General features: G+C 71.7%; 21 protein-coding genes. 12 read left to right on the forward strand and 9 right to left on the reverse strand.

Annotation, left to right across the window (positions count from 1 at the left end):
- Positions 1-82: 82 nt before the first annotated feature.
- Positions 83-580 carry a peptidylprolyl isomerase gene (locus M8C13_RS33330; protein ID WP_252484751.1) on the forward strand — a complete coding sequence of 166 codons (498 nt, stop codon included), beginning with the start codon at positions 83-85 and terminating at the stop codon, positions 578-580.
- A 47-nt stretch (positions 581-627) separates the two neighbouring features.
- Here M8C13_RS33330 and M8C13_RS33335 read toward each other — a convergent pair whose 3' ends face one another.
- The gene (locus M8C13_RS33335; RefSeq protein WP_252484752.1) at positions 628-1,584 is read right to left on the reverse strand and encodes an SDR family NAD(P)-dependent oxidoreductase; all 957 of its coding nucleotides are present in this window, start codon (positions 1,582-1,584) and stop codon (positions 628-630) included.
- A gap of 811 nt (positions 1,585-2,395) precedes the next feature.
- Here M8C13_RS33335 and M8C13_RS33340 point away from each other — a divergent pair.
- The 5 genes from M8C13_RS33340 to M8C13_RS33360 all read left to right on the forward strand — a co-directional run bounded on the left by M8C13_RS33340 (position 2,396) and on the right by M8C13_RS33360 (position 9,105).
- Positions 2,396-4,180 (forward strand): sugar-binding domain-containing protein, encoded by a 1,785-nt coding sequence (locus tag M8C13_RS33340; protein WP_252484753.1) that lies wholly within the window; start codon positions 2,396-2,398, stop codon positions 4,178-4,180.
- A gap of 109 nt (positions 4,181-4,289) precedes the next feature.
- The gene (locus M8C13_RS33345) at positions 4,290-5,459 is read left to right on the forward strand and encodes an acyl-CoA dehydrogenase family protein (protein WP_252484754.1); all 1,170 of its coding nucleotides are present in this window, start codon (positions 4,290-4,292) and stop codon (positions 5,457-5,459) included.
- Positions 5,456-7,585 carry a thiamine pyrophosphate-dependent enzyme gene (locus tag M8C13_RS33350; protein WP_252484755.1) on the forward strand — a complete coding sequence of 710 codons (2,130 nt, stop codon included), beginning with the start codon at positions 5,456-5,458 and terminating at the stop codon, positions 7,583-7,585. Before M8C13_RS33345 ends, M8C13_RS33350 begins: the two co-directional genes overlap by 4 nt.
- Before the next feature lie 128 nt (positions 7,586-7,713).
- Positions 7,714-8,181 carry a hypothetical protein gene (locus tag M8C13_RS33355; protein ID WP_252484756.1) on the forward strand — a complete coding sequence of 156 codons (468 nt, stop codon included), beginning with the start codon at positions 7,714-7,716 and terminating at the stop codon, positions 8,179-8,181.
- A gap of 51 nt (positions 8,182-8,232) precedes the next feature.
- The gene (locus M8C13_RS33360) at positions 8,233-9,105 is read left to right on the forward strand and encodes a ketopantoate reductase family protein (protein WP_252484757.1); all 873 of its coding nucleotides are present in this window, start codon (positions 8,233-8,235) and stop codon (positions 9,103-9,105) included.
- Here M8C13_RS33360 and M8C13_RS33365 read toward each other — a convergent pair.
- A complete protein-coding gene (locus tag M8C13_RS33365; RefSeq protein ID WP_252484758.1) occupies positions 9,102-9,905 on the reverse strand; it encodes an SAM-dependent methyltransferase in 804 nt (267 codons plus the stop codon). The two genes, M8C13_RS33360 and M8C13_RS33365, sit on opposite strands and share 4 nt — an antisense overlap.
- Positions 9,906-9,969: 64 nt before the next feature.
- Here M8C13_RS33365 and M8C13_RS33370 point away from each other — a divergent pair, with 64 nt between their 5' ends.
- Together M8C13_RS33370 and M8C13_RS33375 are read left to right on the forward strand one after the other, a co-directional pair.
- Entirely contained in the window at positions 9,970-11,061 is a 1,092-nt protein-coding gene (locus M8C13_RS33370) for a serine hydrolase (RefSeq protein WP_252484759.1), read from the forward strand.
- 12 nt (positions 11,062-11,073) lie between these two features.
- Positions 11,074-11,664, forward strand: a complete 591-nt coding sequence (locus tag M8C13_RS33375; RefSeq protein WP_252484760.1) for a DsbA family protein — start codon at positions 11,074-11,076, stop codon at positions 11,662-11,664.
- Between the two features lie 18 nt (positions 11,665-11,682).
- On the opposite strand, the gene M8C13_RS33380 is transcribed toward M8C13_RS33375, so the two are convergent.
- From M8C13_RS33380 to M8C13_RS33400, 5 genes are all read right to left on the reverse strand, one after another.
- A complete protein-coding gene (locus tag M8C13_RS33380) occupies positions 11,683-12,342 on the reverse strand; it encodes a response regulator transcription factor (protein WP_308202885.1) in 660 nt (219 codons plus the stop codon).
- A complete protein-coding gene (locus M8C13_RS33385; protein WP_252484761.1) occupies positions 12,339-13,901 on the reverse strand; it encodes a histidine kinase in 1,563 nt (520 codons plus the stop codon). The genes M8C13_RS33380 and M8C13_RS33385 overlap by 4 nt, the downstream gene beginning before the upstream one ends.
- 102 nt (positions 13,902-14,003) lie before the next feature.
- The gene (locus tag M8C13_RS33390; protein ID WP_252484762.1) at positions 14,004-15,362 is read right to left on the reverse strand and encodes a carboxyl transferase domain-containing protein; all 1,359 of its coding nucleotides are present in this window, start codon (positions 15,360-15,362) and stop codon (positions 14,004-14,006) included.
- On the reverse strand, positions 15,355-16,806 hold the full coding sequence (locus M8C13_RS33395; RefSeq protein WP_252484763.1) for an acyl-CoA synthetase: 1,452 nt from the start codon (positions 16,804-16,806) through the stop codon (positions 15,355-15,357). The genes M8C13_RS33390 and M8C13_RS33395 overlap by 8 nt, the downstream gene beginning before the upstream one ends.
- Before the next feature lie 15 nt (positions 16,807-16,821).
- Positions 16,822-18,063 (reverse strand): SLC13 family permease, encoded by a 1,242-nt coding sequence (locus M8C13_RS33400; protein WP_252484764.1) that lies wholly within the window; start codon positions 18,061-18,063, stop codon positions 16,822-16,824.
- A gap of 99 nt (positions 18,064-18,162) precedes the next feature.
- Here M8C13_RS33400 and M8C13_RS33405 point away from each other — a divergent pair, with 99 nt between their 5' ends.
- The 3 genes from M8C13_RS33405 (at position 18,163) to M8C13_RS33415 (ending at position 20,131) form a co-directional block, all read left to right on the forward strand.
- Positions 18,163-18,870, forward strand: a complete 708-nt coding sequence (locus M8C13_RS33405) for a FadR/GntR family transcriptional regulator (RefSeq protein WP_252484765.1) — start codon at positions 18,163-18,165, stop codon at positions 18,868-18,870.
- Positions 18,860-19,168, forward strand: coding sequence for a helix-turn-helix transcriptional regulator (locus M8C13_RS33410; protein WP_252484766.1), 309 nt, complete (start codon positions 18,860-18,862; stop codon positions 19,166-19,168). The genes M8C13_RS33405 and M8C13_RS33410 overlap by 11 nt, the downstream gene beginning before the upstream one ends.
- Positions 19,169-19,246: 78 nt before the next feature.
- A complete protein-coding gene (locus M8C13_RS33415) occupies positions 19,247-20,131 on the forward strand; it encodes a TIGR03620 family F420-dependent LLM class oxidoreductase (protein ID WP_252484841.1) in 885 nt (294 codons plus the stop codon).
- Here M8C13_RS33415 and M8C13_RS33420 read toward each other — a convergent pair.
- Complete coding sequence (locus M8C13_RS33420) at positions 20,119-20,490, reverse strand: DUF4406 domain-containing protein (RefSeq protein WP_252484767.1); 372 nt, start codon at positions 20,488-20,490, stop codon at positions 20,119-20,121. The genes M8C13_RS33415 and M8C13_RS33420 overlap by 13 nt on opposite strands.
- A gap of 49 nt (positions 20,491-20,539) precedes the next feature.
- On the opposite strand from M8C13_RS33420, the gene M8C13_RS33425 reads away from it, so the two are divergent.
- A complete protein-coding gene (locus M8C13_RS33425) occupies positions 20,540-21,319 on the forward strand; it encodes a DeoR/GlpR family DNA-binding transcription regulator (RefSeq protein ID WP_252484768.1) in 780 nt (259 codons plus the stop codon).
- A 90-nt stretch (positions 21,320-21,409) separates the two neighbouring features.
- Here the strand turns inward: M8C13_RS33425 and M8C13_RS33430 are convergent, their stop codons facing one another.
- The gene (locus M8C13_RS33430; RefSeq protein ID WP_252484769.1) at positions 21,410-22,300 is read right to left on the reverse strand and encodes an alpha/beta fold hydrolase; all 891 of its coding nucleotides are present in this window, start codon (positions 22,298-22,300) and stop codon (positions 21,410-21,412) included.
- Between the last annotated feature and the right edge of the window lie 355 nt (positions 22,301-22,655).

Below are 22,655 nucleotides of genomic sequence, written 5' to 3' on the forward strand. Positions count from 1 at the left end.
GCGCGGCTACCGCGGGCGGGGCTTTGACGACCCGGCCTAGCCCAGCCCAGCGTGCGCCGTCGTGCGGTGACAGAATCGTGGCATGACCAAGGCACGTCTGGACACCAACCACGGCAGCATCGTCCTGGAACTGGACGCCGACAAGGCGCCGAACACGGTGGCGAACTTCGTGGAGTACGTGAACAAGGGCCACTACGACGGCACGATCTTCCACCGCGTCATCAGCGGTTTCATGATCCAGGGCGGCGGTTTCGAGCCGGGCCTGAAGCAGAAGCCCACCGGCACCCCGATCAAGAACGAGGCCACCAACGGCCTGAAGAACAACCAGTACACCGTCGCCATGGCGCGCACCGGTGACCCGCACTCGGCCACCGCCCAGTTCTTCATCAACACCGTCGACAACGACTTCCTCAACCACACCTCGCCCACCCCGAACGGCTGGGGCTACGCGGTGTTCGGCAAGGTCGTCGAGGGTCAGGAGACCGTCGAGTCGATCCGCGGCGTGGCCACCGGCAACGCGGGCGGCCACTCCGACGTCCCGAAGCAGGACGTGATCATCGAGAAGGCCAGCATCGTCTGACCCCCCGGTCCCCGACCGGCGCCCCACGACCGGTCGGGGACCACAGGTCACCGCCTGACCAGCAGATCCACCCCCGTCAGCTGCGCGGACAACCCCCACAGCCGCTCCGCCGACGCCGGGTCCACCGCGTAGGCCGCGACCCCGCGGTGCTCCACCACCGAGCCACCGACCTCGGCGATCTCGCAGTCCTCCAGGTAGACCCCGCCCATCCCCGCCAACTGCGGCGAGGTGGCCGCCCAGACCTGGGTCGCCGCCCCCTCCGGCACGGTCTTGAAGGACGGGTCGACCGGGTTGCCCTCCTCATCCGCCCACCCGTTGGCGATCTGCTCCTCCAACGGGATGTGCCGGGCCAGCGGCGTCATGATCGCCCCCGGGTGCAACGCGAAGGCCCGCACCCCGTGCTCCCGCCCGATGGCGTCCAGGTGCACGGCAAAGAGCACATTCGCGGTCTTGCTCTGCCCGTAGGCCTGCCACTTGTCGTAGCCATTGGCGAACTGCGGGTCCTCCCAGCGGATGTCGGAGAGGAAGTGCCCCCGCGAGGACACCGAAACCACCCGGGCATCCCGACCCGTCAGCGCCGGCCACAACCGGTTGACCAGCGCGAAGTGCCCAAGATGGTTGGCCGCGAACTGAAGCTCCCAGCCCGGTCCCACCCGGGTCTCGGGCGAGGCCATCACCCCCGCACTGTTGACCATGATGTCGATACCGCGACCAGTGGCGAGGAAGTTGTCGGCGAAGGTCCGCACGCTGTCGAGGTCGGCCAGGTCCAGCGCGGCGACTTCGGCCTCGTCGCCAAGGGCTTCGGTGGCCAGAATCGGACGTCGGGCTGGGACCACGACGTGCGCACCGGCGGCAGCCAGCGCCCGGGTGGTCTCCAGGCCGAGACCGGAGTAGCCGCCGGTGACGATGGCGAGCTTGCCGGTGAGATCGATACCGGCGAGGACTTCGGTGGCGGTGCTGTGCGCGCCAAAACCGGAGTTGAGGGGCCGTTGTGGGGTCGTCATGGCAACGACGCTATGACTTGAAGCGCGCTCCAGGTCAAGCGAATCCACTGTGGACAGTCCCGATGTGCGACAAGGTCCACCCCGGGGGTGAAAACCCACAAAGCGGGCCTCTCGTCTTCTCCGTACGGCCTGGAGACTGCTGACCGCGCCTCCCCGCCCGGCCCCTGCAACCTGCCGCCGCCCGGCCTGCCCAACGTGACGGGGGCCGGGCGGGGAGGTGTGGTTTGCTGTCGGAAGGTCGTGCGGAGAAGACGAGAGGGTCGCGAGCACGCTGGAACCGGCCCCGGCAGCCTGCTCAACCCCGCAACCTGCTTGTCCCGGCTTTTGACTTGTCCCACCCCTCCGGGGGCCTGCCCGTCCGGCGAGGACAATCTTTTCGCTTTTAAAGAAGAAGAAGAAGAAGAAGAAGTGTCCTCGCCGGACGGGCAGACCATCAAAGCAGGGGGGAGGATCAAAGGCGGCGAGATGAGTTGCAGACAAGTGCGAGTTTGTGTTGGCGCGCTTGCAGCGGCGTGGGTGGTTCCGCGGGGTCTGGGTGGTTCTGCTTCGACGGCCTTCCAAAACCAAACCAGCCCTGTCAAGCGCCCCAGTGCCAGCCTCCGGTGCGGTTGGCGGGGTGGGTGGGGCGCTTGACAGGGCTGGTGTGTTTTTTCCAGGCCGTCGAAGCAGAACCACCCAGACCGGCCGCTCCGTTTGCGATCAAAAGCCAAGGCCAGGCAAGTGTCGCGGAAAGTTTGCCAACATCAACTTACAACGTTGTACACTGGGGGTCTGCGACCGTGTCCTCGACCGTATCGGGAGCCCTGGTTTCGTGACCGCCGCGCACCTCGCCGCAGCCGACCATCCCCGCCCGCAGCTCATCCGCGATCCTGACTGGTCCGATTTGTCCGGGCCGTGGGGGTTTGCGCATGACGACACCGACTCCGGGCTGAGCTCCGGCTGGTACCGGAGTGCTGAGCCGTTCGACCGGACCATCGCCGTGCCCTATCCGCCGGAGTCCAAGCGGTCCGGGATCGGGGACCGGGGGTTCCATCCGGTGGTCTGGTACCGGCGGGAGTTCACCGCCGCTCCCCCTGCTCCCGGGCGGGCCTTGCTGCTGCACTTCGGTGCGGTGGACTACCGGGCCACGGTGTGGGTCAACGGGCATCAGGTTGGCGCGCACGAGGGTGGGCATGTTGGGTTCTCGCTTGATGTGACCTGGGCGCTGACTCAGTCCGGCACCCAGGTGGTCACTGTCCGGGTGGAGGACTGGCCGCAGGACACCGCGCAGCCCAGGGGGAAACAGGACTGGGCCGTTGAGCCGCATGTGATCTGGTACCACCGGACCACCGGGATCTGGCAGCCGGTGTGGCTGGAGGAGGTGCCCGCGCTGCGGGTGGACTCGCTGCACTGGACGCCGGAGGTGGCCGCTTGCCGGGTGCGGTGCGAGCTGGGGCTCAACACCTGGCCCGCGGAGGCGCACACGGCGGAGGTGGAGCTCCGGTTCGGGGACGAAGTCCTTGCGGTGCAGAGTTTTCGGCTCACCACTCGTGAGCTTCGGTGCGATATCGCCATTCCGGCGCTGCGGAACGCGCAGGACCTGGACCGTCTACTGTGGACTCCGGAGCGGCCGCACCTGATCGACGCCTCGGTACGGTTGCTGAGCGCGGACGGGGCGGTGGTGGACAGTGTGTCCTCCTACCTCGGGTTGTCCAGTTTTGGGGTGGCTGACCGGCGGTTCCTGGTCAACGGGCGGCCCACGTTCCTGCGGTTCGCGCTTGCCCAGAACTACTGGCCGGAGTCGCATCTGGCGGCCTCGGCGCAGGAGTTGCGGCGGGAGGTGGAGCTGGCCAAGGCGCTGGGGCTCAACGGGATCCGGGTGCACCAGAAGGTGGAGGATCCCCGGTTCCTGTACTGGTGCGACCGGCTTGGGCTGCTGGTGTGGGAGGAGATGCCGAGCGCGTTCGAGTTCGGGCCGACCACCGCCCAGCGGCTGCTGGCCGAGTGGCCCAGGGCCGTGCAGCGGGACCGCAGCCATCCCAGCATCATGGCCTGGGTGCCGTTGAACGAGAGCTGGGGGGTGCCGGACATCGGGGTCGACCCGGCGCAGCGGCACCTCGCCCAAGCCTTGTTCCACCTGACCAAGTCGCTGGATCCCTCGCGTCCGGCCATCGCCAACGACGGCTGGGAGATCGCCGGGGGTGACTTCTGGGGTGTGCACGACTACCACCAGGACCCGGACACGCTGAAGTCCCGCTACACCAGGGAGAACCTGGACCGGGGGCAGTTCACCGAGCGCTGGCCCAACTCGCGGCGGCTGCTGCTGGACGGGGTGGACTACGCGGAGCAGCCGATCATGCTCAGCGAGTTCGGCGGGGCCACCTTCACCCCGGTCAACGGGGCGGAGGTCTTCGGCTACGGCACCATCGACTCGGCCGAGGACTACGCGGCCATGCTGGACGCGGTGATCGGCGCGGCGCGCTCCGGTGGGCTCGCGGGGTACTGCTTCACCCAGCTCACCGACACCGAGCAGGAGACCAACGGGCTGCTCGACGAGCACCGTACGCCCAAGATTCCACTCGAACGGCTGCACTCCATCCTGTCCCGCAACCCCTAGGCCCAGCCGTCGTTGTGCTCAGCGCGAAGGTCCGTCGGCCTGGGGGACTTGGGGCTGCCCCGGCCCCCGGGCCATGCTGGAAACCCGGCGTGAAATGAGCGGAGAGACGATGCCCGAGCGGATCGACCCACTGGACCTGCTGTCCGCCGACGGGCTGCTCACCGAGGAGGAGCGGCTCATCAGGGACACCGTCCGGCGGTTCGCCGACCAGCGGCTGCGGCCGGTGATCGGGGACTGGTTCGAGCGCGGCTACTTCGATCGGGACCTGGCGCTGGAGTTCGGCAAGCTCGGGCTGCTCGGCATGCACCTCCAGGGTTACGGCTGCGCCGGGTCCAGCGCGGTTGGGTACGGGCTGGCCTGCTTCGAGCTGGAGGGCGTGGACTCCGGGTTCCGCAGCTTCGTCTCGGTGCAGGGCTCGCTGGCCATGTACGCCATCCACCGCTGGGGCTCCGAGGAGCAGAAACAGCGCTGGCTGCCGGAGATGGCCGCGGGCCGCGCGATCGGCTGCTTCGGGCTCACCGAACCCGACCACGGCAGCGACCCCGGCAACATGCGCACCAACGCCAAGCGCGACGGCGGCGACTGGATCCTCAACGGCGGCAAGATGTGGATCACCAACGGCGGGCTGGCCGACGTGGCCGTGGTGTGGGCGCAGACCGAGGACGGCGTGCGCGGGTTCCTGGTGCCGCGCGACACCCCCGGCTTCAGCACCCGGAACATCACGCACAAGCTGTCCCTGCGCGCCTCGGTCACCTCCGAGCTGTTCTTCGACGACTGCCGCCTGCCCGCCGACGCCCAGCTACCCGAGGCCGCCGGACTGCGTGGCCCGCTGAGTTGTCTGAGCGAGGCCCGCTTCGGCATCATCTTCGGCGCGCTGGGTGCGGCCAAGGACTGCCTGGACACCGCGCTGGACTACTCGGTCACCCGCACCCAGTTCGGCAAGCCCATCGCCGGGTTCCAGCTCACCCAGCAGAAGCTCGTCGACATGAGCCTGGAGCTGCAGAAGGGTTTCCTGCTCGCCCTGCACCTGGGCCGGCTCAAGGACGCCGGGCAGCTGCACCCGCGGCAGGTGAGCATCGGCAAGCTGAACAACGTGCGCGAGGCCATCAAGATCGCCCGCGAGGCACGCACCATCCTCGGCGCCAGCGGCATCACCCTGGAATATCCGGTGCTGCGGCACGCCAACAACCTGGAGTCCGTGCTCACCTACGAGGGCACCAGCGAGATCCACACCCTGGTGCTCGGCGAGGCCCTCACCGGCAACCCGGCCTACCGATGACCCAGCCGGTCGACCAGCACTTCCTTGACGTCATAAGGAATATGCCCACCGCACAGTCCACAATGGACATTGATGGGCTGGACGCGGACCGGGCGCTGGCCCTGTTCGACGCCCAGCTGGGCAGCCGCCACCTGGACCTGGCCGCGCGCGAGCTGGGCCGGCGCGGCGAGGGCTTCTACAGCATCGGCTCCAGCGGCCACGAGGGCAACGCCGCGGTCGCCGCCGCGCTCCGGGTCACCGACCCCGCCCTGCTGCACTACCGCTCCGGCGGCTTCTACCTCGCCCGCGCCGCCCAGAAGCCCGGCTCCACCCCGCTGCGGGACGTCCTGCTCGGCATCACCGCGGCGGCGGCCGAACCCATCTCCGGCGGACGGCACAAGGTCTTCGGCCACCGCGCCCTGTCGGTCATCCCGCAGACCTCCACCATCGCCTCGCACCTGCCCCGCGCGGTCGGCGTCGCCTTCGGCATCGAACGCGCCCGGAAGCTGGGCCTGCCCACCGAATGGCCGGCGGACGCGATCGTGGTCTGCTCCTTCGGCGACGCCTCCGCCAACCACTCCACCGCCACCGGCGCGCTCAACGCCGCCACCCACTGCGCCTACCAGAAGCTGCCGCTGCCGGTGCTGTTCGTCTGCGAGGACAACGGGATCGGCATCAGCGTGCGCACCCCGAAGGACTGGATCGCCGCCGCCTACGGCAACCGCCCCGGCCTGCGCTACTTCGACGCCGACGGCACCAACCTGCCCGAGGCGCTCCGGGTCGCGGAGGCCGCTGCCGACTGGGTGCGCACCCGCCGAGCCCCGGCCTTCCTGCGGCTGCGCACGGTGCGGCTGATGGGACACGCGGGCTCCGACGTCGAGTCCGCCTACCGCAGCCAGGCCGAGATCACCGCCGACCTGTCCCGCGACCCGGTCCTGCGCACCGCGATCCTGTTGGCCGAGCACGGCATCCTGACCCCGGCCCAGCTGCTGGCGCGGTACGAGGCCAAGCGCGCGGAGGTCGCCGCGCTGGCCGCCGAGGCGATCGCCGAACCGAAGCTGGCCTCGGCGGCGCAGGTGCTGGCGCCGCTGGCCACCGGCGACTTCCCTGCCACGCCAACGCTTTTCGTCGACACGTCCGCTGCCGAGCCCCGCACGCTGGCCCAGTCCATCAACCACGCCCTGGCCCAGCTGCTCACCGAGGACCCGGCCACCCTGGTCTTCGGCGAGGACGTGGCGGCCAAGGGCGGCGTCTACGGCGTCACCCGCGGCCTGCGCAAGTCCTTCGGCGCGGCAAGGGTTTTCGACACCCTGCTGGACGAGCAGACCATTCTCGGCACCGCGCTGGGCACCGCGCTCTGCGGCTTCCTGCCCATCCCGGAGATCCAGTACCTGGCCTACCTGCACAACGCCGCCGACCAGCTCCGCGGCGAGGCGGCCACGCTGCGCTTCTTCGCTGACAACCAGTACCGCAACCCGATGGTCGTGCGGATCGCCGGACTGGCCTACCAGAAGGGTTTCGGCGGCCACTTCCACAACGACAACGCCCTGGCCGCCCTGCGCGACATCCCCGGTCTGGTCATCGCCGTCCCCGCGCACCCGGCCGAGGCCGCCCCGCTGCTGCACGCCTGCGCCGCCGCGGCCCGCGGGCACGGCGCGGTCTGCGTCTACCTGGAACCCATTGCCCTGTACCACACCAGGGACCTGCACTCCCCCGGCGACAACGCCTGGCTCGACCCGCTACCGGCCGCCCCCGCCGGCCCCGGCCGGGCCCGCACCCACGGCGAGGGCACCGAGCTGACCATCGTCACCTTCGGCAACGGCGTGCCGATGAGCCTGCGGGTGGCCCGCCGCCTCGGCCTGTCCTGCCGGGTGGTCGACCTGCGCTGGCTGGCCCCGCTGCCCGTGGCCGACCTGCTGCGCGAGGCCGAGGCCACCGGCCGGGTGCTGATCGCGGATGAGACCCGGCGCACCGGCGGGGTGTCCGAGGCCGTGGTCACCGCGCTCACCGACCACGGCTTCCGCGGGCCGATCCGCCGGGTGTCCAGCGTGGACAGTTTCATCCCGCTCGGCCCGGCCGCGCACCACGTGCTGCTGGCCGAGTCCGACATCGCCGAGGCGGCCCAGGAGCTGCTGCACATTTCCTGAACCACCCGCCTTCAGCCCTGCCTGAACCATCTTGCGGGTGGTCCGAGCCATTCCTAGCTTCGTCCACAAGAAATGCGGGGGACTGGCCGCCACTGTTGCCCTCGCACTGACGGAAGTGGGGTTTCCACATGTCCAAGTTGAAGGCACTCGTGCTGGCCGCGGCCAGTGCGATCGCGCTGACCATGGGCGCAACCGCCCAGGCCACGGCCACGCCAGAGGCATCCGCGCCCGCGCCGAGGATCCCGGTGCCCTGTGACAACCAGTGGCACCAGACCGGAACCTTCGTCGGCGAGTGGATCTCGCCCTGGTTCGGGACTTCCCCCGGCCCCGGCTACACCCGGGAGATCCAGTTCAGGGCAACCGGCGGCGTGAACGCGACCCGGGGCATTCCGCAGGGCACCGTGGGCTGCTTCTGGCAGACCACCAAGGTCGCGGTCGCGGGTCAGCAGCGCACGACCAACTGCATCAGGCCGACCTCGTGCAACGTGAGCGGCTGGGCGAGCACCAACTCCCCGTGGCACAACTGGCGCAGCCCCGGCAAGGTCATTGGTTGGGATCCGTTCGCCTTCATCTGGCGCGAGTACGCCCAGCTCTGATCTGATGGGTGCCGGGCCGGACGCGGCCCGGCACTACAGACTGGAGGGGTCATGGCGAGCATCGGAGTACTGGGACCGGGCGGAGTCGGCGGGTTGATCGCGGCCCGGCTGGGCGCGGCCGGACATGAGGTCACCGTGGTCGCCACCGAGCGGACCGCGGCGGAGATCACCGCACACGGACTGTCCTTCCAGGCCCCGGGCGCCGCGCCGGTGGTGAGCCATCCGGACGCGCGCCCGTGGCTCACCGCACCGGTGGAGGTGCTGGTGATCGCGGTCAAGGCCACCGAACTGCTCGCCGCGGTGCAGCGGGTCCCGGCCGCGGTGCTGGACAAGGCGATCGTGCTGCCGCTGCTCAACGGGATCGACCACCTGCCGGTGCTGCGGGCGAGCTACCCGCGGGCCACCGTGCTGGCGGCCAGCATCGCGGTGGAGGCGGTCCGGCACCGGCCGGGTGCGATCGAGCAACTGTCCACAATGGCCGATCTGGCGATCGCGGACGGCACACCCGAGGGCGTGCGGGCGGCCGAGCTGTTCCGCGCGGCCGGGCTGACCGTGGGCACGCACCCCGACGAGCAGACCGTGTTGTGGCGCAAGCTGTCCTTTTTGGACCCGTTCGCGCTGCTCACCACCGGCGCGGACGCCCCGATCGAGGAAGCCTTGCGGCGCAAGCCGGAATGGCTGCGGCCACTGGTGGACGAGGCCGCGGCCGCGGCGGCCGTGCACGGGGTGGACATCAACGCCGACGCGGTGGAGTCCCGCATCCGGAGCCTGCCCGGCACCATGCGGTCCTCGATGCTGCGCGACCGCCAGGCCGGCCGGGCACTGGAGCTGGACGCGATCGCCGGACCGGTGATCCGCGCCCTCGGCCACGCCAAGGCCACCACCACCGTCGAGGTGGCGCGCACGATCCTGGGCAACAGCTAGGGTTTCCGCGCCGCTCCGGCGTAGAAACCGCTCACCGCCAGGGCCGGCTGACCGCGATCGGGCAGCCAGTCCACCGCGTCCACCAGCCCTGGCGGGACCAGCGGCAGCTCGCCGAACATGGCCAGCACGTCAGCCTTCGGCCGCGGGTGGATCGGGGTGGCGCTGCGCTGGTACAGACCAGCGACCGAGCGCCACTCCGGCGGCAGGTTGTCCGTGGTGACATGGGAGATCGCCACCAGGCTGCCGGGTGCGAGCCGTTCGGCGTAACGCCGCACCACCTCGGCGGGCTCGTCCTCATCCGGCAGGAAGTGCAGCACCGCCACCAGGAGCAGCGCGATGGGCTGACTGAAGTCCAGCTGCGCGCGCACCCCGTCGGCGGCCAGCACCGTTGACACGTCACGGAGATCGGCCTGGGTGACGCTCACCCTCGGATGCCCGGCCAGCAGCCGGTGGCTGTGCGCCACGGCCACCGGTTCGGCGTCCACATAGGCGATCCGGCACCGCCGATCGGCCGCGTGCGCCACCTCGTGCACGTTCGCCTCGGTCGGAATTCCTGAGCCCAGGTCCAGGAACTGCCGGAGGCCCAGGTCCACCGCGTACCGCACTGCCCGGCCGAGGAAAGCCCGGTTCAGCCGCGCCGCCCTGGGCAGTTCCGGGCGCAGCGCGATGGCCGCGTCGGCGAGCTCCCGGTCCACCGGGAAGTTCTGCGTGCCACCAAGGAAGTAGTCGTACATGCGCGCGGGATTCGCCCTGGTCAGGTCGATCTCCCCGCGCACCCAGCCCAGCTCGTCCGGACCCACACGATTGAGTGTGCGCACCCGCACCGGTTGCGGGCAAGATGGCAGCAACCGGAAGGGGAGTCCGATGACATCGATCCGTGCCACCACCGCGGTGTTCGCCGCGCTGGTCCTCATCACCACGTCTACAGGTACCGCCGCCGCGAGCACCGACCCGCATCGCGAGGCGGTGCAACGGCAACTGACCGCCGCGGTGGCCAGCGGGGCCGCGGGTGTGCAGATCCGGGTCACCAGGGACGGCCGCCAGTTCACCGCCCGCGCGGGCGTGGCCAAGCTGGGCAGCCCACAGTCGGTACCGCTGAACGGCCGCTTCCGGGTCGGCAGCATCACCAAGACCTTCGCCACCACCGTCACCCTGCAACTCGTCGGCGAGGGCCGGATCGGCCTGGACGACCCGGTCTCCCGCCACCTGCCCGGCCTGCTGCCCGACGGCGACCGGATCACCGTGCGGAACCTGTTGCAGCACACCAGCGGCCTGCACAACTACACCGACGACATCCCCAGGGACCCCAAGGAGTTCCTGCCCCGTCGCTTCGACCACCACACCGCGCTGGGCACCGTGCGCAAGGCCGCGGCCAAACCGCTGCTGTTCCCGGTGGGCACGAAGTCCTCCTACTCCAACACCAACTTCCTGGTGGTGCAGCTGCTGATCGAGAAGGTCACCGGGCGGTCGTGGCGCGCGGAGGCGCACCGGCGGATCCTGGGCCCGCTGCGGCTGACCGACACCGAGGTGCCCGGCGACAACCCGTTCATCCTCGGCCCGCACGCCCGCGGATACCTGGTGGTGGAAGGGAAACCGGTCGACGTCAGCGCGCTGAACCCGAGCATGGCAGGGGCCGCCGGGGAGATCATCTCCACCACCGCCGACCTGGACCGCTTCCACCTCGCCCTGCTCGAAGGCCGGCTGCTCGCCCCGGCTCAGCAGGCCGAGCTCACCAGGACCACCGCGGTCAGCCCGGGCTACGGCCTCGGCTACTTCAAGATGACCAGCAGCTGCGGGATCACCCTGTGGGGCCACACCGGCGGAATTCCCGGCTACCTCAGCGTGATGCTCAGCAGCGCCAACGGCAGCCACCGGCTGGAGAGCTCGCTCACCACCGGCACCGCGCTGGACCAGCAGGTGCTGACCAAGGTGGTGGACAGCGCGGTGTGCGGCTGACAGCCTTGTCGCGTGGCGGAAACCGATGTCGACTTCTGGTTCGACCCCAGCTGCCCGTACACCTGGGTCACCGCGCGCTGGCTGACCGAGGTGGCACGGGTCCGGCCGATCACGTTGCGGTACCACGTGATGAGCCTGTCCGTGCTCAACGAGCACCTGGAGGTCGACCCGGAAGGCGACACCGGCGGCTACCTGTGGATGCCGGTGCGGGTCTGCGCCGCGGTGGAACGCCAGCACGGCCAGGACGGTCTGCGCCGCTTCTTCGCCGCCTACGGCGCCAGGGTGCACGAGCACGGTGACTGGGACTTCGCCACCGCGCTCACCGAGGCCGGACTACCGGCCGACCTGGCCGGGGCCGCCGGCGACGAAAGCTACGACGCGGCTGTGCGCGCCTCGCACGAACGGGGAATCTCGTTGGTGGGCAAGCATGTCGGCACCCCGATCATCGCCGCCCAGGGCACCGCTTTCTTCGGCCCGGTGATCTCCACGGCGCCGCGCGGCGAGGCGGCCGGGCGGCTGTGGGACGGCGCACTGCTGGTCGCGGGCACCCCGGGATTCCACGAGCTGAAGGGAATCCCGCACCTGCCGCCGGACTTCACCTGAAGCCCCACCCACCGGGGATCAGTCCAGCAGCCCGGCCTCGTGCGCCACGATCGCCGCCTGCACCCGGTTCGCACAGTCCATTTTGGTCAGCACCCGGCTCAGGTGCGCCTTGGCGGTGCCGACGCCGATGTGCAGCCGCTGCGCGATCTCCGCGTTGGACAGCCCTTCGCCGACCAGCTTGAGCACCTCGCGCTCGGCGTCGGTGAGCCGGGCCACCCTGGGCCCGGCGTCCCTGGCGCGGGCCGGGCCGAGCAGGTGCCGCTCGATCAGGTCGCGGGTGATCCGCGGCCCCAGCACCGACTCCCCCGCCGCGGCCAGCCGCACCGCGCGGATCAGCTCGGTCGGCCCGGTGTCCTTGAGCACGAACCCGGTCGCCCCGGCCCGCATCGCCTGTGCCACATAGCGTTCCTCGCCGAAGGTGGTGAGCATGACCACCCTGGTGTCCGGGGCCAGCCGGGCGATCTCCGCGGCCGCGGCCAGCCCGTCCCCGCCGGGCATCCGGATGTCCAGCAGCGCCACGTCGATCCGCTGCCGCACACAGACCTCCACCGCCTCCGGCCCGCTACCGGCCTCGGCGGCCACCACGATGTCCTCGGCGGTCTCCACGATCATCCGCACCCCGGCGCGCATCAGCCGCTCGTCGTCGGCGATCAGCACCCGGATCTCCCGCTCGCTCACCGGCGCAGTTCCTCCTTGCTGACCAGCATCCCGTCCCGGAAGCACAGCCGGTACTGGCGCACCGCGGGATCGTCTGCCGCACGGTAGTGCAGGCACTCGGCGTTCTCCGGCATCGGCACCGGGTCGAACGGGCTGAGGTCGCTGCCCTGGCCGAAGCGCTCGCGCACCGACTCCTGGCTGGCGCCGAGGTTGAGCCCGGCGTAGTCGGCGGCCGGGATCGGGCCACCGCCGGTGAAGAAGCCCAGCACCACGAACACCACCGCGACCAGCAGCATCGGCGCCACCACCAGCAGGCCGAGGCAGCCGGAGCCGAGCACCCGGCCCGCGGTGAGCACCTCCCCGGCCAGCGGACCCGGCGGCGCGACCGGCGCCGCGCGCTCCGGAGCCGGCGCGGCGGGCGGCAGCATCGGCAGCGCGGCCCGCAGTTCGAACCCACCGTCCACAGTGGACCCGCTGGTGCACCGGCCGCCCAGCAGCTCCACCCGTTCCTGCAACCCGGCCAGCCCGCGCCGGGTGCCCAGCGGCCCGCCGGCGGCCGGACCGTTCTGCACCGCCACCCGGACCCAGTCCGCATCGACCTCGACCCGCACCTTGGCGGTCGCGGCCGGGGCGTGCTTGTGCACGTTGGTCAGCCCCTCGCGCACCACCCGGTGCACCGCCCGCCGCACCCGCACGTCGACCTCGTCCAGCTCCGGCCCCTGCCAGCACAGCTCGACGTCCACCCCGACCCGCCGCGACTCGGCCACCAGCCGGGCCAGGTCGGCCCTGGTGCCGCTGTCCTGGTCGAGCTCCTCGGCCGGGCCGACCCGCAGGATGCCCAGCACGTCACGCAGTTCGGCCATGGCGGTGCCCGCGGTGGTGCGCAACAGGTGCGCGTGCTCGCTCAGCTCGGGGGCCTGCTTGGCGGTGGCCAGCTCCAGCGCGCCGGCGTGCATGGAGATCAGGCTCAGCCGGTGCCCGAGCAGGTCGTGCATCTCCGCGGCGATGTGCGCGCGCTCGGCGGTGCGCGCCTCCGCGGCAGTGAGCAGCCGCACCTGTTCCAGGTACTCGTTCCGGTCGCGCAGCACCCGCGACAGCGGCCGCCGCCGCCCCACCAGCAACCCGGCCAGCGCGGGCAGCACCAACAGGCCCGTGGTGATCAGCAGGTACCCGGCCAGTTCCTCGGTCTCGAAGTCCGGCCCGCCGAGCAGGAACCCGGCGAGCAGGGTCACCGCGAGCGCGAGCCACAGCCGCGACCGGGGCAGCACCCGCCGCCCGGCGTGGAAGCTGATCACCGCCAGCACCGGCATCGCGGCGAACGAGCCGACCAGGTACAGCCCGGCCGTGCCGAGGAGCGCACCGGCCGGCCAGCGCAGCCGGGCCACGGTCAGCAGCACGGCCAGCGCCGCCGCGACGAACACCGACGGCATGGACAGCGGCAGCAGCACCACAGGCAGCAACGCCAGGCCGAGCACGAGCAGCACGAGCAGCGACTCACCGACGATCCGGGCCGGGGAGGCCGCGCGCACAGCGTCGAGGATCAGTCGGGGCTCCGCGCGGAGCCGGTCCAGCCAGGTCACGTGCACACCGCCTCTGTCCTACGTTCGGCGCAGTACATCGTGCCCGGCGCGGCCGCGGCCAGTGCCGACCGGCCATCGCCACCTGGCCGGGTGGCCACCGGCTCAGTCGATCGGCTCCTCGCCCGCGATGCCGTGCACCAGGCCCAGCTCCAGCAGGTCCTGCGGGCGCAGCCGGAGCTGGTTGGCGGTGTGCTCGACCTCGGCGGCCTCCCGCTTGAGGATCGCCGCGCCCAGCTCGGGGGCGATCACCGAGAAGTAGGCGTCCGGGGTGATCCACAGCCGGTCGGCCGAGGACAGCGCGAGCGCGCCGCCGGAGCCGCCCTCGCCGATGACCAGGGTGGTGATCGGCACGTCCGCCGCGGCCACCGCGCCGAACAGCTCGGCCAGCGAGCTGCCCACCCCGGCCTGCTCGGCGGCGCTGTCGTTGGCCGCGCCGGGGGTGTCGACCAGGGTGAGGATGGGCAGCCGGAGCTGGTCGGCCAGCCGGATCAGCCGGGCCGCGGTGCGGAACCCGGCCGGGGTGTTGGCGGTGCCGGTCTGGGCCACGTAGGCCACGGTGGCGCCGTCGCGGCGGCCGAACCCGCAGCGCATGCCGGGGTCCACGCCACCGGCCCGGTCACCGCTGATCTCGAAGCGCCGGTCGAAGTAGTCCTCCAGGTAGGCCTGCGCGCGCGGGCGTTCCGGCGCGCGCGCCCTGCGCACCGCGGACCAGCCGTCGGCAGGCCAGTCGTCGCGGCCCAGCGCGCGCGGCACGGTGGCCGGCTGCACCGGGGCGGCGCCGATCGGGGCGAGCAGCTCGACCACCTGCCGCAGCACCTCGGGCAGCTCGGCGGGCGTCAGCACCGCGTCCACCGCGCCCGCGGCGAACTGGCCCTCGCTGTGGAACTCCGGCCCGTCCCCGGTCTCCGGCGGCCGCACCCGGCGCCCGCCGAAGGCGACGGTGGCCCCGCGCAGCGCGAGCACCACGTCCGCGCCCGCGCCGAGGGAGGCCCACACCCCGCCGGTGGTGGGCTCGCGCAGCACCGCGATGTGCGCCAGGCCCTCCCACCGGGTGAGCTGGCACTGCCGGGCGATCCGCTGCAGCTGGGCCAGCGAGCGCATGCCCTCCTGCATCCGGCTGCCGCCGGTGGAGATCAGCGAGACCACCGGCCAGCGCAGCCGCCGGGCGATCTCGAACGCGCGGCAGATCCGGGTGCCCGCGCGCTGGCCGAGCGAGCCGCCGATGTAGCGGAAGTCGAAGGCCACCAGCACCACCGGCTGGGTGCCGATCTGGCCCTGCCCGCAGACCACCGACTCGGACTCGCCGGACCGGGTGCGCGCCCGAGCCCGCTGCTCCTTGTAACCGCTCCAGGAGAGCGGGCCATCGCCGTAGTCGGCCTCCGGGCCGGTGTCGGCGAAGGAGAACTCGGCGAACTCACTGGTGACCGCGGCGATCGCGGTCCGGGCGCCCCCATCAGTCACCGGCAAGCGACCTCTTCATGATCTTTCCCATCTCGTTGCGCGGCAGGCGGTCCAGGAACTGTACGCGGCGCGGGCGCTTGTGCGGAGCGAGCTGGGTAGCCACGAGGTTAACCAATTCTTCCGGCTCGGGTGTGCGGCCGGGAGCCGGCACGATCCAGGCCACGATGCGCTCGCCAAGATCGGGGTCGGGCTCGCCGGTGATCGCCACCTCGGCCACGTCCGGGTGCTCCAGCAGCACGTTCTCGATCTCGCCCGCGCCGATCTTGTAACCACCGCTCTTGATCAGGTCGGTGGCCTTGCGCCCGACCAGCCGGAGGTAGCCGTCGGCGGCGCGGGTGGCCACGTCACCGGTGCGGAACCAGCCGTCCCGGAAGGCCGCGGCGGTGGCGTCGGGCCGGTTGAGGTACTCCAGGAACAGGTTCGGGCCGCGCACCTCGACCTCGCCGACGGTCTCGTCATCGCTGCTGGTGACCACCGTGCCCTGCTCGTCAACCAGCCGCACCTCGACCCCGTCCACCGGTGCGCCGACCGTACCGGGCCTGCGCTCGCCGTCGGCCCTGACCGCGCAGTTCATCAGCGTTTCTGTCATGCCGTAACGCTCGAGGACTTTGATGCCGGTGGCCGCGGTGATCCGCTGGTGGTCGCTGACCGGCAGCGCGGCCGAGCCGGAGACCAGCAGCCGGGCACGGCCGATCGCCGCGGCCAGCGCCGGGTCGGCCTCCACGTCGGCGGCCAGCCGGTGGTACATGGTCGGCACGCCGAACATCATGGTGCCCGCCCCGGCCAGCTCGCGGGCGGCCGCCTCGGTGCTGAACCGGCCCAGGTGGCGCACCGACCCGCCCAGCCGCAGCGGGCCGAGGATGCCTAGGATCAAACCGTGCACGTGGAACAGCGGCAGGCCGTGCACCAGCACGTCGGCCGAGGTCCAGTCCCAGGCCTCGGCCAGGGCGTCCAGGTTGCTGGCCAGTGCGCGCCTGGGCAGCACCACGCCCTTGGGCGGGCCGGTGGTGCCGGAGGTGTAGACGATCAGCGCGGGCGCCTCCGGCCCCGGCTCGGCCGGGAGCTGCACCCGGGGCGTTTTCGCCAGCGCGACCGGGTCCACCTCGATCCTGGGCAGGGCGGCCAGCGCGGGCGGCAGGGTCTCGCCGGGGGCGGTGAAGACCAGGCCGGGCCTGCTGTCGCCGAGGATGTGCCCGAGCTCCCGCGCACCGGCCTTGGGGTTGATCGGGATCACCGGCACCCCGGCGAGCAGCGCGCCGACCACGGCCAGGCAGGTCGACATCGAGTTGGTGGCCCACACCGCGACCCGCTGCACTGAGGCGGCCTGACCGGCCAGCGCGCCCGCGGCGGCGGCGAGTTCGGCGTAGCTCAGCGCCAGGTCGCCGAACCGCAGCGCCTCCCGGTCACTCGGCTCGGTCAGGGCGGGCAGCAGCGGTGAGGACACGGGCACCTCTTTCGATCAGTGGAGCGTGGGCACGACCAGGGTGAGCCAGAGCAGCGGCGGGGCCGCCACCACGATGATGCCGCCATAGGCCATCAGCCTGCGGAAGAGCCGGTCCCGGTCGGCCTCGGCCGCGTTGGCCAGCACGATCGCGCCGTTGGTCGAGAACGGGCTGACGTCGACCACGGTCGCCGAGACGGCCAGCGCGGCGATCATGCCGACCGGGCCGACCGTGCCCTCGGCCAGGAAGGGCACCGCGAGCGGGATGGTCGCGCCGAGCAGGCCGACCGAGGAGGCGAAGGCGGAGACCACCGCGCCGATGTAGCAGAGCAGCAGCGCGGCCAGCAGCGGCGCGCCGACGTCCTTGACCGCCTCGGCGATGTAGGTGATGGTGCCGAGCTTCTGCAGCACGCCGACGAAGGTGAGCACGCCGCAGATCAGCAGCACGGTGGGCCAGGTGATCTGCCCGACCGCGGCCTTGTGCGTGCTCGGGGAGAGCAGGCCGAGCAGCACCGCGATGGTGATCGCGACCAGGCCGACGTCCAGGTTGAACGCCAAGGTCAGCACGACCAGCACGAGCAGTCCGGCCAGGGTGAGGACCCGGTCCCGGTCCAGCCGCACCCGCTCGCCCGCCCCGGCCTCGGCGACCGGGGTGCGGGGCAGGCGCAGGCCGCCGAGCAGCACGAAGGCCGCCACGGCGATGACCAGGTTGGCGATCAGGCTGGCCAGGAACACCGTGACCGGGCTGCCGGGCAGGCCGTTCTTGTCCACCAGGCCGTTGACGATCGCGCCGTAGACGCTGATCGGGGAGAAACCGCCTGCCTGCGCGCCGTGCACGACCATGATCCCGATCAGCAGCGGGTTGATCTTGTACTTGGCCGCGAAGCCGAGCGCGATCGGCGCGACGATGGCCACCGCGGCCGGGCTGACCGCGCCGATCGCGGTGAGCAGCGCGGCGACGGTGAACATCACCCACGGGATCACCGCCAGCCGCCCGCCAGCCAGTCGCACCGCGGCCGCGACCAGCCAGTCGGTGGTGCCGTTGGCGCGGGCGATGGCGAACAGGTAGGTGACGCCGACCAGCACCACGAAGATCCCGCCGGGGAAGCCGGACATGATCTCCTCGGTGGAGAGCCCACCGGCGAAGGCGCCGACCAGGAACGCGGCCGCGAAGGCCAGCAGTCCCATGTTGACCGACCACACCGAGGCCACCACGAAGATGGCGGCCAGCGCGAGGATGGAGACGATCTGAGCGGACAAGGCGACCCCCTCGAATTGGCTCAGCCACTGAACCACCAGGCCACTGACCGGGTCAACTGCTAACGTGGCCGGGAGCGTGCCGTCCTAGGGGGAAAGCCGGTGTCCGACACCCTGCGCCCGATCAACCGACCCCGCCTCTACGAGCAGGTCGTGGCGAGTCTGCGGGACTACGTGAGCAGCTCGGGCCTGCGCACCGGCGACCGGCTGCCACCCGAACGGGAGCTGGCCGAACGGCTCGGGGTCAGCCGCGCCTCGGTCAAGCAGGCGATCGTGGTGCTGGAGGTCCAGGGCCTGGTCGAGGTCCGCCACGGCGGCGGCAGCTACCTGCTCCGGGACACCCTGGACACCGAGCCGGTGGCCGCGCTGGTCGAGCGCCGCCGCAGGCTGCCGGACGTGCTGGAGGCCCGCGAGGCGATGGAGACCAAGCTCGCCGAACTGGCCGCCGAGCGCCGCACCGCGGCCGACCTGGAGGCCATCGAGGCGGCGCTGCGGCACATGTCAGCCGAGATCGAGGCGGGCGGCATCGGCATGGAGGGTGACCGCCGCTTCCACGCCGCGGTCACCGCCGCGGCCCGCAGCTCGCTGCTGGCGGAGTTCATGGGCATGATCGCCGAGCAGATCACCGAGAGCCGGGCGGAGTCGCTGCGCCAGCAGGGCAGACCGCGGCGCTCGCTGGAGCAGCACCGGCGGATCGCGGCGGCGATCAGGGCTGGGGACGGGCCGAGGGCGGTCTCGGCGATGCGGCGGCACGTGCGCACGGTCAGCCGGGTCCGGCTGCTGACCTGGGAGCCGGCCGATGAGGACTGAGATGACCGAAGCCGAGCTGCTCGAGGTGTTCAAGGCCCTGGCCAACCCGGTGCGCCTACAGCTGCTGCGCTGGCTGCGCGAGCCCGCCCGGCACTTCGCGGAGATCAACGAGGTCGGGGTGTGCGTGAGCCACATCCAGGCCAAGGCGGGGCTGGCCCAGTCGACGGTGTCGGCCTACCTGACCACGCTGGAACGGGCCGGGCTGGTGCGCTCCACCCGGGTCGGGAAGTGGACGCACTACCGGCGCGACGAGGACCGCATCGCCCAGCTGGTCGAGGAGCTGGGCCACTCGCTCTGACCCTTGCCTCAAATCGACAATCTGCGATACTTCGATTCAACTGAGTCGAGGGAGAGCAACGTGAGCACGATCGAGGGCATGGACCTGGGGCGCTTCGGGGTCTGGACGTTCGACTTCGAGGACCAGCCCGCGAGCCGGATGCGCGAGGCCATCCAGGAGCTGGAGGAGCTCGGCTGGCCCGCATTCTGGATCCCGGAGCGGGACGGGCGCGAGGCGCTCACCCACGCCGGGTTCCTGCTGGCCGCCACCGAGCGGATCGCGGTGGTCAACGGCATCGCGCGGATCTTCTCCCGGGAGGCCCGCTGGACCCGCGGCGCGGCCCTGCTGCTGGCTGATGCCTACCCGGACCGGCACCTGCTCGGCCTGGGCGTCAGCGGCGCCCCGACCGAGGTGCCGCCGCTGCGCGCGATGCGCGAGTACCTGGCCGAGATGGACGCGGTGACCAGCGCCAACCCCCTGCCTGCCAGGCCGATGCGCCGGGTGCTGGCCGCCTACGGGCCGAAGATGCTGGCGCTGGCCCGCGACTTGTCAGCGGGCGCGCACACCTACCACGTGCCGGTGCGGCACACCGCGCAGGCGCGGGAGGTGCTGGGCGCGACGCCGTTCCTCGGGGTGGAGCAGGCGGTGCTGTTCGAGACCGATCCGGCGCGGGCCAGGGAGATCGCCCGCGAGCACCTGCACGTCTACCTCACCTCGCCGTTCAACGTGGCCAAGTTCCGGCGGCTGGGCTACACCGAGGCCGACCTCGACGGCGGCCGCGGCAGCGACCGGCTGGTCGACGACCTGGTGGTCTGGGGTGATCTCGACACCATCACCGGCAGGCTGCACGAGCACCTGGACGCCGGCGCGGACCACGTCGGCGTGCAGGTGCTCGGCATCCGGCCGGGCGAGTCGGCGCTGCCCCAGTGGCGGCTGCTGGCCGAGGCGCTGCTGCCGCGGCCGGGGGCGGGTCAGGCGGCGTAGCCCGGGATCTCCTCGATCCGGTGGTAGACCGGGATGCCCCGCTGCCGCGCGATGGCCACGTCCTGGTCAGCGCCCTGGGATTCGCCGGGCAGGCGCAGCACCGCGTCGCAGTGCGCGAGCAGGCGCTCGGCGGTGGGGTACATGATCCCCTCGGCCACCGGATCGGCCGGACTGGTGCCGCCCGCGCCGCGCAGCACGGGCAGCGCGACCCACTCGCCGATCATCGGCAGGTGCCCGCTGCGGAAGATCGGCCAGGCCGCTTCCTCCAGCCTGCGCAGGTTGGCGGCCAGCAGCTCCGGGTCGTCACCGGTGCCGGAACGGTAGGGACCGGCGATCAGAATCAACAGTGGTGTGTGCATGCCCGGCACGCTAACGTGCATAAGTCGGCAAAAACAAGGAGAAATACGGATGCTCAGTGCGCAACGCCGCGAGCTGCTGCTGGCCCGCCTGCGCGAGACCGGGCGGATCGTGGCCAAGGACGTGGCGGCCGAGCTGGGCACCTCCGAGGACACCATCCGCCGGGACCTGCGCGAACTGGCCGCGGACGGGCTGTGCCAGCGGGTCTACGGCGGCGCGCTGCCGGTCAGCCCGGCCATCGGCGACTACGCCACCAGGGAGAACCTGCGGGTCTCGGCGAAACAGCTGGTGGCGGCCAGGGCCGCGGCTCTGGTCCGGCCACACAGCACGGTGATCCTGGACGGCGGCACCACCGCGCTGGAGGTGGCCAGGCGACTGCCGCGGGACCTGACCGCCACCGTGGTCACGCACAGCCCGACGGTGGCGGTGGCCTTCGTCGACCACCCGGGGGTGGAGGTGTTCCTGCTCGGCGGCCGCCTGTTCAAGCACTCCCTGGTCACCTGCGGCGCGGCCACCGCCGAGGCCGCCGAGGGCGTGCGCGCGGATGTGTTCCTGCTGGGTGTCACCGGTGTGCACGCCGAGGCCGGGCTGACCACCGGCGACGCCGACGAGGCCGCGATGAAGCGCACCCTGGCCGGGCGGGCCGCGGACACCTACGTGCTGGCCAGCTCGGAGAAGATCGGCGCGGCCTCCCGCTTCTCGGTGCTCCCGCTGACCAGGGTCGCCGGCATCATCACCGACGCCCCGCCGACCGACCCGACCGTGGCCCGCCTGACCCACGAGGGCATCGAGGTCCTGCACACCGAGTCAACCGTGCAAGATCGTGCATAACCAGGACCTCCCCGTCCCAGGGACGGAGAGGTCTCTGGTACTCCCCCGGCATCCCCGCCAACCTGGATGCCATGACCCCCACACCTCGCCTCAGACGGCATCCAGGAAGTCCGGCACCAACGGGAACAGCAGCGCGGGCTGCGCGGTCACGGTCGTGTGCTTGGTCCCGGGCAGGACCGCCAGCCGCGACTTCGGCAGCCCGGCGACATCGCCGTTGACGCCCCCGCCGAACAGCGAGAACAACTCCACAGTGTGAGCCAGCCGGATGATGTCGGAGTCACCGGCGATCAGCAGCACCGGTGCGGTCACCGCACGCAGCTGCGCCGGGGTGATCACCGGGAAGGCGGTCAGGTAGTTCTTGACCTTCTCCACCAGCCGGGGGAAGTCCTGCGGTCGCGGCGCGATCCGCAGGTACTCCTCGTGGTAGGGCGAGCCGACCAGGTGTTCGGGCTTGAGGTTGGCCATCGACTCGACCATGCCGGGGTGCATCCCGTCCAGCGTGTAGGCGACCGAGGCCAGCACCAGTTTCCGCACCTGGCCGGGATGGCGCAGCGCCAGCGACAGCGCCACCCCCGCCCCCATGCTGTAGCCGAAGACATCGGCCTTCGGCACCCCGATCGCGCGCAGCAGGGCGGCGGTGTCATCGGCCATGCCTTGCAGCGTCAGCGGCCGGTCGATGTCCGCGGTGTGCCCGTGCCCCTGGAGCTCCACCGAGATCACCTTGCGCCCCCTGGCCAGCCGCGGCAGCAGCGCGCCGAAGGAGGTCCCGGTGGCGGAGAAGGCCCCGTGCACCAGCACCAGCGGCGTCCCCCGCCCGTGCCCGTGCACCTCGTAGTAGGACCGCAGCCCGTTGACCTCGACGTAGTGCCCCTTGCCCGCCGCCGACTCGGGCGCGGCGGCCACGGTCGGGGCCGCGCCGACCGCGACTACGGCGGTGGCGGCCAGCACGACGCTGGTCAAGGTGGCGATGAGTGTGCGCATGGGTTCCTCCCGGTGTCTGTCCCACCCCTGCGTCGAACGGGGACCGGACGGATCGACACCCCCGCCGGAACTTTTTCCGCGAGTTCAGGCGACACCCGCGGGGCCGACCCGGGCCACCCCGGCCACAACCAGGTCCGAGCTGCGCCCGGCCGTCACCGTCGGGACGCTGCCCAGCACCCGAGGAGCACCGACCACCAGCGGCCCTGACGACAGCCGCACCCACCCCGCCGCCGCACCGCGTCCCGCTCCCGCTCGGCCAACGCCAGCCGCTCCAGCCGCAGCCAGGTCAGGCGCGCCAGCCTTCCCGCCGGGGCGCTGCCCGGCACCCAAGTGGCTGCGTCTCCTGCGGCCTCGG

Source organism: Crossiella sp. SN42 (assembly GCF_023897065.1).
In the GTDB taxonomy this organism is placed as follows: domain Bacteria; phylum Actinomycetota; class Actinomycetes; order Mycobacteriales; family Pseudonocardiaceae; genus Crossiella.

Bases quoted from the DNA above. Each gene is read 5' to 3' on its own strand.
- M8C13_RS33370 (WP_252484759.1), top strand. From the start codon at position 9,970: ATGACATCGATCCGTGCCACCACCGCGGTGTTCGCCGCGCTGGTCCTC.
- M8C13_RS33350 (WP_252484755.1), top strand. From the start codon at position 5,456: ATGACCCAGCCGGTCGACCAGCACTTCCTTGACGTCATAAGGAATATG.
- M8C13_RS33345 (WP_252484754.1), top strand. From the start codon at position 4,290: ATGCCCGAGCGGATCGACCCACTGGACCTGCTGTCCGCCGACGGGCTG.
- M8C13_RS33355 (WP_252484756.1), top strand. From the start codon at position 7,714: ATGTCCAAGTTGAAGGCACTCGTGCTGGCCGCGGCCAGTGCGATCGCG.
- M8C13_RS33360 (WP_252484757.1), top strand. From the start codon at position 8,233: ATGGCGAGCATCGGAGTACTGGGACCGGGCGGAGTCGGCGGGTTGATC.
- M8C13_RS33335 (WP_252484752.1), bottom strand. From the start codon at position 1,584: ATGACGACCCCACAACGGCCCCTCAACTCCGGTTTTGGCGCGCACAGC.
- M8C13_RS33330 (WP_252484751.1), top strand. From the start codon at position 83: ATGACCAAGGCACGTCTGGACACCAACCACGGCAGCATCGTCCTGGAA.
- M8C13_RS33420 (WP_252484767.1), bottom strand. From the start codon at position 20,490: ATGCACACACCACTGTTGATTCTGATCGCCGGTCCCTACCGTTCCGGC.
- M8C13_RS33430 (WP_252484769.1), bottom strand. From the start codon at position 22,300: ATGCGCACACTCATCGCCACCTTGACCAGCGTCGTGCTGGCCGCCACC.
- M8C13_RS33425 (WP_252484768.1), top strand. From the start codon at position 20,540: ATGCTCAGTGCGCAACGCCGCGAGCTGCTGCTGGCCCGCCTGCGCGAG.
- M8C13_RS33415 (WP_252484841.1), top strand. From the start codon at position 19,247: ATGGACCTGGGGCGCTTCGGGGTCTGGACGTTCGACTTCGAGGACCAG.
- M8C13_RS33410 (WP_252484766.1), top strand. From the start codon at position 18,860: ATGAGGACTGAGATGACCGAAGCCGAGCTGCTCGAGGTGTTCAAGGCC.